This window comes from Nitrospira sp., from assembly GCA_037045225.1.
Taxonomy (GTDB): Bacteria; Nitrospirota; Nitrospiria; order Nitrospirales; family Nitrospiraceae; genus Nitrospira_A.
Genome location: JBAOHZ010000009.1, coordinates 3,660,191 through 3,675,006 on the forward strand (window position 1 = coordinate 3,660,191; position 14,816 = coordinate 3,675,006).

The 14,816-nt window shown below is 59.1% G+C and carries 9 protein-coding genes and 1 tRNA gene; 7 read left to right on the forward strand and 3 right to left on the reverse strand.

The window, feature by feature from the left end:
• Positions 1–79: 79 nt before the first annotated feature.
• The 6 genes from V9G17_18080 (at position 80) to V9G17_18105 (ending at position 9,975) form a co-directional block, all read left to right on the forward strand.
• Positions 80–1,798, forward strand: a complete 1,719-nt coding sequence (locus V9G17_18080; GenBank protein ID MEI2754505.1) for a proton-conducting transporter membrane subunit — start codon at positions 80–82, stop codon at positions 1,796–1,798.
• Positions 1,788–5,117 carry a DUF2309 domain-containing protein gene (locus V9G17_18085; GenBank protein ID MEI2754506.1) on the forward strand — a complete coding sequence of 1,110 codons (3,330 nt, stop codon included), beginning with the start codon at positions 1,788–1,790 and terminating at the stop codon, positions 5,115–5,117. Before V9G17_18080 ends, V9G17_18085 begins: the two co-directional genes overlap by 11 nt.
• Before the next feature lie 109 nt (positions 5,118–5,226).
• On the forward strand, positions 5,227–5,550 hold the full coding sequence (locus tag V9G17_18090) for a P-II family nitrogen regulator (GenBank protein MEI2754507.1): 324 nt from the start codon (positions 5,227–5,229) through the stop codon (positions 5,548–5,550).
• Between the two features lie 116 nt (positions 5,551–5,666).
• Positions 5,667–7,640 carry a PAS domain S-box protein gene (locus tag V9G17_18095; protein ID MEI2754508.1) on the forward strand — a complete coding sequence of 658 codons (1,974 nt, stop codon included), beginning with the start codon at positions 5,667–5,669 and terminating at the stop codon, positions 7,638–7,640.
• Position 7,641: 1 nt separating this feature from the next.
• Positions 7,642–9,048, forward strand: coding sequence for a sigma-54 dependent transcriptional regulator (locus V9G17_18100; protein ID MEI2754509.1), 1,407 nt, complete (start codon positions 7,642–7,644; stop codon positions 9,046–9,048).
• A gap of 483 nt (positions 9,049–9,531) precedes the next feature.
• On the forward strand, positions 9,532–9,975 hold the full coding sequence (locus V9G17_18105) for a Na-translocating system protein MpsC family protein (protein MEI2754510.1): 444 nt from the start codon (positions 9,532–9,534) through the stop codon (positions 9,973–9,975).
• A gap of 94 nt (positions 9,976–10,069) precedes the next feature.
• Here the strand turns inward: V9G17_18105 and V9G17_18110 are convergent.
• Positions 10,070–10,145: transfer RNA gene (locus V9G17_18110), tRNA-Arg, on the reverse strand.
• Positions 10,146–10,262: 117 nt separating this feature from the next.
• Positions 10,263–11,942: a hypothetical protein gene (locus V9G17_18115; protein ID MEI2754511.1), complete on the reverse strand. Its 1,680-nt coding sequence runs from the start codon at positions 11,940–11,942 to the stop codon at positions 10,263–10,265.
• 524 nt (positions 11,943–12,466) lie between these two features.
• On the opposite strand from V9G17_18115, the gene V9G17_18120 reads away from it, so the two are divergent.
• Positions 12,467–13,498 carry a hypothetical protein gene (locus V9G17_18120; GenBank protein ID MEI2754512.1) on the forward strand — a complete coding sequence of 344 codons (1,032 nt, stop codon included), beginning with the start codon at positions 12,467–12,469 and terminating at the stop codon, positions 13,496–13,498.
• Between the two features lie 197 nt (positions 13,499–13,695).
• Here V9G17_18120 and V9G17_18125 read toward each other — a convergent pair whose 3' ends face one another.
• On the reverse strand, positions 13,696–14,766 hold the full coding sequence (locus V9G17_18125) for a DEAD/DEAH box helicase (GenBank protein MEI2754513.1): 1,071 nt from the start codon (positions 14,764–14,766) through the stop codon (positions 13,696–13,698).
• Positions 14,767–14,816: the final 50 nt, after the last annotated feature.

A 14,816-nucleotide genomic window follows, 5' to 3' on the forward strand; every position in this document is an offset into this window, starting at 1 on the left:
TGCCAGGCTCTGTTCTTGCTGAAGAGCTCGAACAGGTTGGCAGTGCCTTGGTAAGCCTTGTGTGGGAGATCCTCGTGTGATGGGTGCGATATTTCCTCTGGTCACGATCTTTGCGCCGCTTCTCGGTACGCTCCTGATCGCGTTGTTCTGGCGGGACCTGGGGGAACGGGTTGCGCGTCTCGGCATCGCTGCGCTCTGGTGTTCCGCCCTGGCTTCGCTTGTCACACTGGCGGTGGTGTTGTCGGGAGACACAATCCGGCTGTCCCTGGTGGGCACGTCATCAGGCACCATGACCTACACAATCTTGGTTGATCGCTTGGCCGCGGTGATGCTGGCCCTCATCAGTCTCGTCAGCCTGATCATTCATGTGTATTCCGAGCGGTATATGGTCGGCGATGCGGGGTATGTCCGCTTCTTTGCGTTGCTCGGTGCGCTGACGTTCGTGTTGTTGAGCCTGGTCAGCAGCGGCAACCTGCTGTGGATGTTTGTCTGCTGGCACCTGGTGACCTGGTTACTAGCGATGTTGCTGGTGTGTAATCCTGCGAGCTCCGCCGCCAGGGATGCAGGGCAAAAGACCTTCTGGGTCCAGAGCCTCGGCGACGTGGCTTTTGCGGTGGCTTTGCTGGTCCTGTACGGATCGTACGGGACGTGGGATATGACCGACCTCTTCGCCCGCTTGCAGACAGGACCGGCGCCGCTGACGATCTGGCCGGGCCTGCCATGGGACTGCGATGTGCCGACCGTCGTGACCCTGCTCTTGCTCCTTTCTGTCATGACGAAGTCGGCGCAATTTCCGTTTCATTTCTGGCTGATCGGCACCATCGAAGCACCGACCCCTGTTTCGGCCCTGATGCACGCGGGGATCGTCAATGCCGGCGGTTTTCTGGTGAACCGGTTGGCGCCTCTGTTCGGTCTCGCGCCGACGACGCTCCATCTAATGTTCGTCATCGGGGGCATCACCGCGTTGATCGGCGCTACGGCGATGCTCACGCAGACCAGCGTGAAACGCCGGCTGGTCTATTCCACCATGGGTCAGATGGGCTATATGGTCATGGAGTGCGGTTTGGGCGCCTTTGCTCTCGCCGTGTTCCACCTCTGTGCGCATGGCTTGTTCAAGGCGACGCTGTTCCTCAATTCCGGCTCCATCATTCATAAGGCGAGGACAGAATATAAGCTGCCGCCTGTCGGCCGCGCGGATGACGCGCATACTTTTTCACCCATGACCTGGACCACCGGATTGGTTGCGACGTTGGTGTTGCCGCTGGTGATTCTGCTCGTCGTGCATGGCGTCGTCAGTATTCCCTTGCAGGATGCGCAAGGGGCGGTCATTTTCCTGTTCTTCGGATGGGTGACGACCTCGCAGGCGATGTTTACCTTGTATCGGTTGCACACCGGCGCTTCCTGGGCCGTGTCGCTGACCATGCTCGGAACCCTGGCATTCATCGGGCTCACGTACCTGTGGGCGGGTGAGGCGTTTACGCATTTCTTGTATCCGAGCCCGGGAATGGCGGAGTCCTATCTGCGGGCGGCTGAATGGAATCGTTCTTTCTTTGAAGTGGTCATCGGGCTCGCCGCGATTGTGATTGTTGGCGCCTGGGGCATGATCTATGGCAAGGCCAAAGGCGTCAGTCTTCTGATGCCGGCCTGGACCGAGACCTTGCGTGTCCGGGCCTACGTCACGTTCCTCAATGGCCTCTATGTTGAAGATCTCATTCGCATGATCGGCCGGATCGCATCTCGCCGGTACCCCCCGTCTGCGCGTGGTCGAACCAAAACGGAGTGGCGGCATGGTGGTTAAAACACGCACCTTCACAGATGCCGAGCGGATGGAGTTGCGTTCCCATGTGGAGTTGGCCGGGGAGGCGATTTCATCCTACTGGCCCATGCGCACGTTTATTCACCACAATCCTCTACATGGGTTGGAAGAGCTTCCGTTCGATCAAGCGGTGAAGCGCGGTGAACAACTGCTTGGAGGAAAAGGCTATTTGCCCGACGCCTTGTATCGCCGCTTCTTCGAACAGGGTCGAATTTGTCCGGAGGACCTCACTCAGGTGCTCGCCCCGCTGGCCAGCGAGCGGCGGGTCCTGTTCGCGGGGCGTGAGGTGTCCCATCAGGACGTGCTCCGGCTTTCGATGGTGCATGGGCTGGGTGAGGCGCTGCCGTCGCAGGCCGATCGCTCTGTTTCGGCGGAGGGCAACCCGGATGAGCTGACCTCGTGGCTTGCCACTGTAGTGGGGCAGGCGAGAACCGGCCAGGCGGAGGCGTTGATTCCTCGGGCGCCCGTCGAGGTGTTGTCTCACGAGACCCTCTCGACCTGGTGCGATCGCACGCTGGGGACATCGCTGGTGTCGGATATCAACGAGCAGATGATCAAATGGTGCAGCGCATTTCTGGATGAAGGGGAAGCATCCTGGACCATGCCGGATCGGCAGCTTACGTTTTATCGCGCCTGGAAACGTCTGGTACGGTATGACGCCAGCCTGCGGTTACTAGGTGTGGCGGACGTTGCACCGAAGATTGATGCATTGGGCGACCGGCCGGAAGAAGCCGTACTCGACAGTCTGGCCGTGATGGGCATTCCGAAGTCCGCTTGGGAGTCGTATTTTGCCTTGCATCTGTCCGCCCTCCCCGGATGGACTGGGTATATCAAGTGGCGGTCTGAGGAGCAGCATCATCCCTGGCAGGCGCGGTATCCGGTCGATCTGGTGAAATACCTGGCGGTTCGGTTGTTTTATGAGCGCGAATTCGTGGCGTTGCACTGTCGCCGGTTGCTGGGCATCCCCGGCCACTATGATGCCATTCGGGCCTCTATCGAGCAGGCTCCCTACGCCCACTGGCTCCGACGTCAATTGATGGAGGAAGGGTTGCCCCCTTCATTTGCCGCCCAGGCGCGGGACTGGAGCCGGCTTCATCGGACTGCTACGCCCGACGAGTGGAATGGCATTGGAAAACAGCTCTATGAACAGACCGCCGGGTGGCGCGCCTCAGAAACCGTGAAGCACGATGTCCGACGGCTACTCGCCCTGTCGACCGCGATGGGTGCCGATCCGGAACAGATCAGGGAAACGGCGCTGTCCGATGTGTCGACAGTCTTGAACTGGTTGGATGGATTTCCCGCCGGGCAACAGAGTCAACGGTGGCTGGAAGCGTTTGAAGCCCGTCACCGCCGGGACGTCGTCCGGCAATTGCGCGGGGTCGCGACGCAATTGCGGGAATCTGATGAACGGGTTGCTTCGAGTGGCTCTTCACGTCCCCTGGCGCAACTGGTGTTTTGTATCGATATTCGATCCGAGGTGTTGCGGCGACATCTCGAGCAGCGTGGAGGGTATGAGACGTTGGGGGTGGCGGGATTTTTCGGGATTCCCGTCAAGTACCAGGCGTTCGGCGAAGAACATCCGGTCACGCATTCGCCCGTGCTGTTGAAACCCAAGAACCATATCAGAGAGATCCCGCGAAGTTATCATGGTGCGGCGGCGAGCCGGCACCGCCTGTTCTCGCGCCTCAACAAGGCGGGGCATGAGCTCCTCCACGATCTCAAGGAAAACGTCATTACCCCCTATGTCATGGTCGAAGCGCTGGGGTGGTTTTTCAGTGTTCCCTTCTTCGGCAAGACCCTCTGCCCACTCTGGTATCACCGTGTCACCTCTTGGGTGAAGCGGTTATGGTTGCCGCCGTTGGCGACGACGCTGACGATCGACAAGTTGACCAGAGAAGAGGCGGAGGAAATGGTGGCGGCGGAACAGCGTGCGGCCATCCGCGCTTCGCTCCGGCAAGAGTTTCCTGCGCTCGGCTCCGCGATCACGCCGGCATTGATCGAGACCATCCGTCTCAGGGCGTTGGAGAACCAGAACGAGCAGAGCAGGGAAGTGGTTGCGAGCGCGCTCGGAATTGCTTCCTCCGCAGCGGATGCGTTGAACGAACGATTACGCCGGGAGTTGGCCCTCACACCGCGGGGTATGTCGACTCGTCTGCAGCGCATCACCTTGCATGGGTTTTCTGTCGCGGAACAGGCCTACGGGGTCGAAGCGGCACTCCGTCTCATGGGATTCACGTCCGGTTTTTCGCGGCTGGTGGTGATGTGTTCCCACGGGAGTACTTCGGATAATAATCCGTATGAATCTGCCCTGGATTGCGGCGCCTGCGGCGGCAACAGCGGCCTCCCCAACGCCCGCGCCTTTGCGGCGATGGCCAACAATCAGGCCGTCCGAAAGGTGCTGGAGTCGCGTGGGCTCAAAATCCCAGGCGATACCCATTTTGTCGCGGCATTACATGACACGACCAGGAACGATGTCCGCATCGTAGATCTGGAAGATGTTCCCCCGACGCATCGGAAGGACCTGGTGCGGTTGTTGGAGGATCTCAAGGAAGCGGGGACGCAGGCGGCGTTGGAGCGTGGGATGGCGCTGGAGAGACCGGCGGCGACAGCGAGCCGCCGCGATCCGCAGCAACGGGCGTACCGGCGCAGCGTTGACTGGGCACAGGTTCGCCCTGAGTGGGGCCTGTCGAAGAACAACCTGCTCATCATCGGCCGTCGGGAGCTCACGCGGCCGCTGGATCTCCAGGGCCGGTCATTTCTGCACTCCTACGATTATCGCCAGGATGCCTCGGGGAAACTCCTGGAGACGATCATGACGGCTCCCCTCATCGTGGCTCAATGGATCAATATGGAGCACTATTTCTCCGCCGTCGACAACGAGGTGTACGGCAGCGGGAGCAAGGTCTACCACAATATCGTCGGACGAGTGGGTGTGATGAGTGGAGCGACCAGCGACCTTCGCTTGGGCCTGCCGGCCCAGACCGTCCTGGACGGCCCGGTCCCCTATCATGAGCCGATGCGGTTGCTGGCGGTGATCGAGGCTCCGCGTGTTCGTGTCGAGTCGGTGATTGCGAAACATCCCGGACTCGAACGGTTGTTCCAGAACGAGTGGGTGTCACTGGTGGTGTGTGAGCCGAACGAAGCGGCGTTTTACCATTACGACATCATGCGGGGCTGGCAATCGGTGTCGGAAGAGCTGGAAATGCACCCGGACATTCGAGGGCACTCAGATGGGCACCCTGCTGCCGAGTCGGGCGTCCGACCGGAGGCTGGTGGGGTGGTACGGGAGAGAGCGGAATAAGCCGCCTCGGGCCCTTAGCGTAGGGCAGAGCGGAATGAATCGGGATCAGGTACAAGTTCGAGATGGCGTGGGACGGAACAGGGGACGGAAGAGGGGAGGGGGCAGGGGTATGCTGACGTTGCATCCGATGAAAGAAATCCGCATCGTGGTCGAGGGAGAGCACCTCAAGTTAGTGACGAATCTGCTCGATCGAGTCGGCGCTACCGGCTATACGATCATCAACAATGTTTCCGGCAAGGGGCATCACGGATTCCATGAAGGTCACCTGCTGTTCGACGACACCAGCAGCCAGGTGATCATTTTCACCGTCGTGCCTGAGGAACTGATTGAGCCGATTCTGGCTGGGCTGGGCCCGCTTTTTCACAAACATTCCGGCGCCATGTTCGTCAGCGACATTGCGGTGACCCGCCGGGATCATTTCGTAATTCCGTAGCAGGCGTCTGGACGGGCGACTCCCTCTCGACGGGTGGGGACCTGCTGGGTATACTGCCCCTGCGCGCATGCGCATGTTGAACGAAGCATCTGTCATTCCCGGCGAGCGCGACAGTCATGGCCTCTTCTCATCGTAGTCGCTCCAAGCTGTCACGGCCGGTTCGGTCTGAGCTCGCCGCCGCTGAGGTCCTTGCCTGGCTGAGCGACTGTATCCACGGAGGCCTCTGTTTCGTCTGCCACGGCCTTCTCATCTTCGAAAATTCTCACTTTTCTGAATTGGTGGAGTCTGCCTCTCCTCAGGTGGGAGCGGAAGAGCATGCCCTGAGGAAGCGCCTGCTGGATGACGCGATTGCCTGGAACCTAGGTGCGCTCGGAACCAGAAAGACGATCGAATATACATTGGAGGCTCAGGATGGCCGGCCGCGCTACTACGCCTGCCGGTTCAATGTGGTGCCCTATCGTGGAGACCGTGGTGTGTTGATGGTGCTGGAGGATGTGACCGAGCGGGTGCTGCTTGCGCAGGACGCGGCGCATGTCGCGCGATTTCAGTCCGCGCTGGCGCGTATCGGTACCCTGGCGGTCAGCGGCGTCTCGGCCCAGGCACTGATGAATGAAGCGGTTCAGGAAACGGCGGTGGCGCTGGAAGTGGAACTCTGCAAGATTCTGGTGCCGCGCGAACTGGACGGCCATCTCTACATCATGGCGGGGATCGGGCTGCAACGCGATCTCATCGGCAAACTCACGATCGAAGGCGGCACCCATTCTCAGGCCGGCTATGCGATCCGGGAACGGATTCCGGTTGTGGTCGACGATTTCCGCCGGGAAACTCGGTTTTCCGCGTCTAAATTGCTTACGGAACATGGTGCGGTCGCGGGCATGTGTGTGCCGATGCTGGTCGAAGACCGGGTGTATGGAGTGATGACTGCCCATTCCAAGCGGGTCCGCACGTTCAACCAAAAGGAACAGGAGTTTCTCTGTACGATGGCGAATACCATCGGCACGGTATTGGAGCGCCGGCGCCATGAAGAGACGCAGATGGATTTTTATCATCGCCTCTTCCTATCCGCGCAGGACGGCGTGATGATGACGGACACGACCGGCACAATCGTGGACTGGAATCCGGCTCTGGAGCGCATGACAGGATGGACGCGCGAGGAGGCGCTGGGCCAGCGCCCGGCGATTCTGAAATCGGGCAAACATCCCCCCGAGTTTTATGAGCGTCTGTGGGCGTCGATCCGTTCGGGGCATCCCTTTGTCGAACGGTTCGTTAATCGACGGAAAGACGGGTCGGAGTTTCTGGTGTGGGAGCGTGTCAGCCCGGTGAAGGCTTCGGATGGGACCACGCAGTACTTCATGGCGATCCTGACCGATCTCAGTGAACGGGAACAAATGCTTGAAGCGTTGCGCCACACCGAGCAGGTGAAGCTGGTCGGCCAACTTGCCGGCGGCATATTACACGAGGTGCGGAATCCGCTCATTGGCCTGGGCAGTCTGGCCACGCATCTGGCCGATCAGGCCTCGCTGCCGCAAGAGGCGCGCGACCGCTGTCGGTTGATCGCCAGAGAGGCCGCGCGAATCGATGAACTCCTGGAATCGCATTTGGGGCAGCTGCGGCCACGCCCTTTCGATATCGCACCCTGTGATCTTGCCTCGGTGCTCGATGATATGTGGACACTCCTTCGACCGAACTTGATGAAGAATCACATTCTGGTCAAGTCTTCGATGGCCCCGGACCTGCCGGCGGTCGATGCGTCGCGAGCGCATATTCTGCAGGTCTGTCTCAATATTGCGATGAATGCGATCGATGCGATGCCGGGCGGCGGGAGCGTGCAGGTGACGGTCACGCCCGAAATCCGGCGTCTCGCAGGAGTGTTGATGCGGTTTTCTGATTCGGGAAAAGGGATTGCCGACGAAGATCTTAAGCGGATCTACGAGCCCTTCTTCACGAACGGCAAAGCCAAGGGGGTCGGGCTCGGGTTGACCATTACCCGCGACATCGTGGAGCGGCACCATGGGCAACTCATCATTCAGAGTCCGCCGGGGAGTGGCGCGGTGGTCGATGTGTGGCTTCCCGTGAGACACGAGGCGTAGCATGCCCTGGCATCTCTTATTGTTAGAAGATGAGGCTTCGGTTCGGGAGGCGTTCGCATTGCGTTTGCGCGATCAGGGGTACGTGGTGCAGACGGCAGGGTCTGGCGAGGAGGCCTTGGGTCTGCTCCGATCGTTCGAACCGGACGTGCTGGTGGCTGATTTGGTGATGCCGAATCTCTCCGGGTTGGATGTCTTGGCCCGTGTGAAACAGCTGTCGCCGGCCATGCCGGTGATCGTCTTGACGGCGAGAGGCACGGTGAAAGATGCGGTGGAGGCCATGAGGCTGGGGGCATTCGATTTTGTGGCCAAGAGCATCGATATGGACGATCTGCTTCATACGCTGCGCCGGGCGACGGAGGTCTTGACGCTTCAACGCCAGGTGCAGTTGCATAGCGGACAAGATGCCGCACGGTATGCGCTGGATCGTGTGATTGCCAACAGTCCCGTGACCAGGAGTTTCCTCACCCAGGTGCAGGAACTCATCACGAACGACCGCGTGACGGTTCTTCTGCAGGGCGAAACGGGGACAGGCAAGCAATATATGGGGCGTGTGATCCACTACAACGGCCCACGCGCGGGCAAACCCTGTGTGGAAGTGGACTGTCCGTCGATTCCGCGTGACCTTTTCGAGAGCGAGCTGTTCGGGCATGAGAAGGGATCGTTTACAGGGGCGACTGGCAGAAAGTGCGGATTGCTCGAGATGGCCGAAGGCGGGACGGTCTTTTTCGACGAGATTGCCGATCTCCCGCTTCCCCTCCAGGCCAAATTGCTGCGTGTGCTGGAGGAACGTACGATTCGACGGGTCGGTAGCGCGTCAAATCTTGCGATCGATGTGCGGGTGATGGCGGCGACAAATCGGAATTTAAAGGAAGCCGTGGCGAAGGGTGAGTTTCGGGAGGATTTGTACTTCCGACTGAATGTGGTGACGCTGACGGTGCCGCCGCTTCGCGACCGGCGGGAGGACATCATTCCTTTGGCAGAGCAATTTTTGACCCGTTCTGCGCTGGCGCTCAAGAAGCCGGTGCGGACGCTGAGTGAAAGTGCCCAAGCCTTGCTTCGGGGCTACCACCTTCCCGGGAACGTGCGTGAGCTCAGCAATCTCATTGAGCGGGCGGTCCTCTTCTGTGCAGGGACGACGCTGGAGACGGCGAATTTCCCCGTTGATGTTCAGGGGGCTGTTTCAATACCGGCCACGGCCACCATGGCTCCCGCTTGCGCTCCGGCGGGCGCATCGAATTCCGGGGATGTCCATATCAGCTTCCGGGTCGGAGACCAATCGTTGGCTGATCTGGAGGATCAAATCATCGAAGCGGTGCTGGCCCGATCCGGCGGCAACAAAACCTTAGCCGCGAGGCAGTTGGGGGTGACACGTTGGATGTTGGATCGCCGTCGCAAAGCCCGGTTATGATGCGCTGCTTCATCTCCCGATCGGATCGAATGTAATCCCACCCGGTTCCCTCAGTCGTGGTCGTTTTCAGCTCTCAAACCATCAAATTCCCTCTTGGCTCATGACTGCCCGTGAGTGCAAGTTTGTGGGTGCCCGTGCACGACTCCTCGCGCATTTGTGCACGCGCACACCATTGGTGCAGAGAGATCGGCTTGGTCCGAATTGGGGGGCCGGCACGATCAGTGAGACCAGGGCTGGGAGCCGCTGGTTTTCTTGAGAAATCAGAGTGCGCAGGAGGCGGGCTACATCGACTTCTGTTGTGGACTGAGGTTTGCACTGTCTTTCTCCAGAAATTCAGGCCGCACAGCACCAGTGAGATACCTCACGGAGACGAGATGAATTGCCTGTGATGTCACCGTCCGATGTCTGCCGAGGTCTACGCTCAGCTATCGGAAACGCGAGGACCGCGGGGATCGGGTATGCATTGCATGATGAGAGGTCAGTATGGCGCAGTTCCGGAATCAGGCGGATATTGAATATGCCGTGATGCTCGCGATCTTGAACTTTCACACCGAGTTCATGAAGTCGAACTATGCGCATGTTCAGGTGCGGATCGCCGACGATGTCATTGATGCCACGCTCATCAGGCACAGCATCATCCCCGCCGAGGCACGGTTGGCTCAAACAGAGGATGGCCGAGCGTTACTTCGTCGTGTCCATGAGGCCATGTTTCTCTCCTGTCAGGATGTACTCAAGGCGCGGATTGAGCCGGTGGTTGGGAAGCGAGTGCGTGCGATGGTGACGAGTTTGGATCCCGTCTCCGGGCGAATCACCATTGTGATCAGTCTCCAAACCGGTCTCGCTCCGACCACGCCGGAACGGACTTCAGACGATCGGGAGCAGGCGGACGTACAGCGCTCAGCTCCGGTGGCGAATCGGACTGTGTGAGGCTGTCCGCGAGCGGAGCACGGGAATTGAGAGAACGCTTCTGGTTGAGCGGCAGAGGGGAAAAAGAGATCGTCAGCTGGTTGGGACTATAAAGTGGTGCGCCCGACAGGACTTGAACCTGTAGCCTTCTGATCCGTAGTCAGATGCTCTATCCATTGAGCTACGGGCGCATGGGACATTTTTTGAGCCCGCTCGAAGGGATGTTCCTTCGAAGCGGGCTCAAAGGTGTAGCGCCCGTTATACAGGCTTGAGGGAAGAACGGTCAAGCCTGTCCGGCATAGATATTTTCAAAACAGACTCTTGCTCAGCTCTCCTGATGGCGAGCTTTCGTTTCCAGTCGTATCGTAGGCAGTGACAACAAAGAAATAGGTGCTGCCGAGCGGCAATGTCAATCTAGTGGAGGTGACATTCCCGACGTCGAACGCCTGGGCGCGGCTCCCGGATTGGGTGCCTACATACACGCGATACCCCTTCAGGTCTGCCTCACTGTTGGCGGTCCACGAGATCGTCACGGTACCGGTGGCCGTTCCCGAGGGAGGCGGCGGTGGCGACGTGGCGCCGCCGGTCGGCGAGGGTGGGGGCGGCGGTGGTGTGGTACCACTCGCGAGGACCGAGAGCGAAACGGGGATCCGCAGGGTTTGTGAGCCGTTGGGGCCGCTCTCGACGATATAGACGACTCCCGAGTAGGTGCCGATGTTCATGGCCGAGGTATTAACGGACACCGTGATAGGATCGATCTCGGTGGTGATGGTTTGGGTGCTGCCATAAGGCGGGTTTAACGCCGTCCAAGATTGGGCTGCGCTGATGCTGTAGGAGCTCATTTGGGTGCTCGACTTCTGCAAATTAAAGATGCCGGATACCGTGTTTCCCTTCGCCGTACTGAGCGACAGTGCAGATGGGAACGCTTGGAGCAGCGGGGTCAAGGAACCGGTCGGTGGCGGCGGCGGGGGCGTCGTCGTTGAAGGCGGCGGTGGTGGTGGTGTGGTCGATGGTGGCGGTGGAGGGGGCGTCGTTGAAGTCGGCGGCGGTGGTGGCGGCGGTGTGGTCCCAGTCGCCGTGACATTGAGTGCGACAGGGATGCGCAGAGTCTGCGATCCGTTGGGGCCGCTCTCGACGATATAGACGATCCCTGAATAGGTGCCGATGTTCATGGCCGAGGTATTGACGGACACCGTGATGGGATCGATCTCGGTGGTGATGGTCTGTGTGCTGCCATAGGGCGGATTGAGGGCGGTCCAGGATTGGGCAGCACTGATGTTATACGTGCTCTGTTGGGTGCTTGATTTTTGCAGGTAAAAGACGCCAGAGCCTGTGCTCCCTTTCGCGATGGTGAGCGAGAGGGCGGATGGGAAGGCTTGGAGTAATGACGTCAAGGAACCGGTCGGTGGCGGTGGCGGGGGCGTCGTTGTAGGTGGGGGCGGTGGCGTCGTTGAAGGCGGCGGGGGCGGCGGCGTGGTCGACGGAGGCGGGGTCGTGGATGGTGGAGGGGGCGGCGGCGACGTGGTGCCGGTGGCTGTCACGCTGACGCTTACCGGAATGCGCCAAGTCGTGGAGACGCCAGGCCCTGATTGTCCAATATAAATGGTGCCTGAATAGGTCCCAGCGGACAGTCCCATGGTGGCGGTATTCACCGTGACGGTCAGCAGGTCTGTTTCGGTGCTGATGGTTTGGGTGCTGCCATAGGGTGGATTCAGCCAGATCCAGGATTGGTTGGCGCTGATGAAGTACGTGTGCTGCGCCGTATCGGATTTTTTCAAGCTGAGGGTGCCGCTGACGGTTCCTCCCTGAGCGACGGTCATGGACAGGGAGCTGGGTGTGAACTGAATGTTTTGGGCCAGCGCAGTGGATCCCCCGGTGGCGAGGTCACACAACCACAGAGTCAGCAACATCCCTGCAAGAAGTTTCGCTGCCCGTTGCCGCGGAATGCGTACTAGGTGCTGAATCTGTGTGCGGTGGTGGAACTGCATAGTTCGTACTCCCCTAGGTATTTTTCCGAAATTAAAAAAGCAACGCTTAGTTGGTGAGCAACAGTTGTGCCACAACAAATCGTTCCAGCGTTCTTCTTAATTGTTTGTCGGGAATCGCTCAGCGGAGTTCGGTGAGAATCCCGTCGGGAAATGCGTCAGGGCTGAAACTAACTGAAGAAAACCGAATAGGCAAGCAAAAATTTTGCGCGTTCCAGGTATCATGCGTGAGGAGTTGTCCCGTAAAAAACGCGAGGGGGAAAATTTTTCCGACTGTAGGGGATAGGCACCTTTGTGTTCAAAAGCGACACCACTCACGTGTATGGCTGCCTGTCCTGAGTGGGATGTGTGAAGCATACGGGTATTCTACGGATCGTCTCATCGCCTAGGGCCGAAAAAGTTGTTGACCGTACTTCACAGGTAGGATATCAGTGGGCGCGCAATTCCGGTGGGATACGTAAGTTGAAAGAGAAAGAGATTGTGATGACCGTGGTATTGCCTAGGCTGGCAAAGGGAGTTCTGAAGATATGATCGCAGGTCGATATATAGTCGGTGCGGTAATCGGACTCCTGATGAGCTGCGCGGCGCTGCCGCTCAGGGCCGAAGTTGCGCCTGCCTCGTCCTCTTCCATCGTTCGCGTCGACATCGGCTTATCCGAATGGTTCAGTCAAGGGAACACCCAGTGGAGTCACAATGCGTCGGCTCTCGATGCTAACCTCGGGAACCCCAGTTCTAAACTTCAGTACAAGGATACCGGCACGAACATTACCGAAATCACCGGTCGTGTGAAGTTGAAGAACAAAGTCTTTTTTCGCGGTGCCTTCGGGTATGGTTCGATCGGAGGAGGACGACTCACGGACGATGACTTCTTGAGCGCGCAGGGGGCTGCAGCGCAAGGGGCGACCGTCAGTGGGGAACATCGGTTCTCGCGCACGTACAGCGATATCGGCGGAGACAATCTCTGGTATCTCAACGGTGATATCGGCATGACCACGCACAGCTTCCCTGAAAATAAGGGCAGCCTGGCTATGTTCGTGGGGCTGCAATACTGGCGGGAACGGCACGTGGCAAACGGGGTCGCACAAGCCGAATGCACCACGGCATCTTCTCCGAACCAGGATTTTCGTTGTTCACCAGCCGGTACGATCAAGTTTCAAAATCAGACGGCCATCACCAATACGTCCACCTGGTTGTCAGGCCGATTCGGCGGCGAGGTCGAGTATCGGCTCGATAAGCGCATCAGCATTGAGGCCAAAATAGCGATGCTCTTGTCCTATTTGAACAATGAGGATGTGCATCACCTCAGAACCGATCTCGCGCAGGATCCGAGCCTCAGAATGACGGGGCTTGGCCTGGGGACCAATTCAGATATCAATCTGCGAATAAAAATCTGGGACCGGCTCTACCTAACAGGTGGGTATCGCGTGTTCTGGAACCGCGTGCTCGCCGGTGATCAGTGGAAACTCTACGGCTCCGACGGCTCGTCGAGTACGGCCTCCTTGAACCAATTCCAAACCCTCCGACACGGCCCCACCATCGGCCTGACCTATTCGTTCTAATCGTCGTTCGTCGCTCGATCCAGAACAGGAGCAAATAGCGTATTGCTTATGGCGTATAGTTGGAAACGACCGCAACCCGCGGCGTTCTGTCTTCATCCATGAGCCATACGCTCTTCTTTCCCGCCATCAGCTATCAGCTCGGATGTCTGCCGAGAGACGTTTCACGCTTCACGAGCGACGGTATTCGGCACCGGCGCTCAGCGTGATCGAGATGGACCGGTTTCTTCTTCGTATTCCGTAAAGAGTCGCTTGGCTTCCGGATGCAGCAGGTGGGGTTGTCCGTAGGGGATTCCGGCAGTCCGGAAGAGGGGCGTCAACTTTTCGTTCGGATGGAGGTAGCCGGCCCGGAGGGGGACCGATCGCTTGGTATGGCGGATGAGCGCGCAGGGATTCGGCCGGATGGCGGTCAGCCAATCCGCGATATCTTGCGGATTGCCGATTGAGGCGGATAGCAGCAGCAGGCGCGCCTGCGATGGACAGAAAATCAAGGTTTCCTCCCACACCACCCCGCGTTCCGGATCGGCGAGGTATTGAGATTCATCCATGATCACCAGTCCCAAGGTATCAAGGCGGACGTCGATTTCGCCTCCCGCGGCATCGTAGAGGAGATTCCGCAAAATCTCCGTAGTCATGATGAGCAGGGGAGCCTGGGCATGTTCGCGGCGGTCTCCGGTGAGGATCCCGACTTGGCCCGGACCGAACAATCGTGAGAACTCGGTGAATTTCGTATTGGAGAGGGCTTTGAGGGGAGACGTGTAAATAACGGTGCGATTCTCCTGCATCGCCCGCTTCGTCGCCTCGATCGCGACATACGTTTTTCCGCTGCCGGTGGGGACGCTCACCACCACGTCGGTTTCGGCCAGTCGCGCCAGCGCCTCTACCTGCCAGGGATCCGGCACAAACGGCTGTGCCTGCGGGATACCGATGCCCGATAACCATTCATGCAGCGAGACCGGCGGCTCATGGTGACCATGGTCATCCGCCCGATGCGGGCGTGCTGAGATGGGGGATGTGGCTGGTCTTGTGGGCCCCTTCGGTTTTGGCGGTGTCTCAACGGGCGTCGCCTGTTGGCGGTGTGCTTGTTCCTCGATGAGGGCGGCCAGATCGGATTCCAGTCCGGGGCGATTTTCAGCCGAAGCCTGGAGGAGCAGCTCGACGAGCTTACGTTTGCCAGAACGAAAATGCCGACTGATGCGTCCCCGTGCCAATCGGTGCAGGAGGGAGACCGGTTGTTGCATCAAGAGTTGTTCGAGCTCGTGCGTGGTCATGAGATCCCCGTGAAGCGTGAAGCGTGACATGTGACACGCAAGAATGGAAA

What these genes read in the sequence shown, in the direction of transcription:
- V9G17_18080 (MEI2754505.1), top strand. Translation starts at nt 80, where the DNA reads ATGGGTGCGATATTTCCTCTGGTCACGATCTTTGCGCCGCTTCTCGGT.
- V9G17_18085 (MEI2754506.1), top strand. Translation starts at nt 1,788, where the DNA reads ATGGTGGTTAAAACACGCACCTTCACAGATGCCGAGCGGATGGAGTTG.
- V9G17_18090 (MEI2754507.1), top strand. Translation starts at nt 5,227, where the DNA reads ATGCTGACGTTGCATCCGATGAAAGAAATCCGCATCGTGGTCGAGGGA.
- V9G17_18095 (MEI2754508.1), top strand. Translation starts at nt 5,667, where the DNA reads ATGGCCTCTTCTCATCGTAGTCGCTCCAAGCTGTCACGGCCGGTTCGG.
- V9G17_18100 (MEI2754509.1), top strand. Translation starts at nt 7,642, where the DNA reads ATGCCCTGGCATCTCTTATTGTTAGAAGATGAGGCTTCGGTTCGGGAG.
- V9G17_18105 (MEI2754510.1), top strand. Translation starts at nt 9,532, where the DNA reads ATGGCGCAGTTCCGGAATCAGGCGGATATTGAATATGCCGTGATGCTC.
- V9G17_18115 (MEI2754511.1), bottom strand. Translation starts at nt 11,942, where the DNA reads ATGCAGTTCCACCACCGCACACAGATTCAGCACCTAGTACGCATTCCG.
- V9G17_18120 (MEI2754512.1), top strand. Translation starts at nt 12,467, where the DNA reads ATGATCGCAGGTCGATATATAGTCGGTGCGGTAATCGGACTCCTGATG.
- V9G17_18125 (MEI2754513.1), bottom strand. Translation starts at nt 14,766, where the DNA reads ATGACCACGCACGAGCTCGAACAACTCTTGATGCAACAACCGGTCTCC.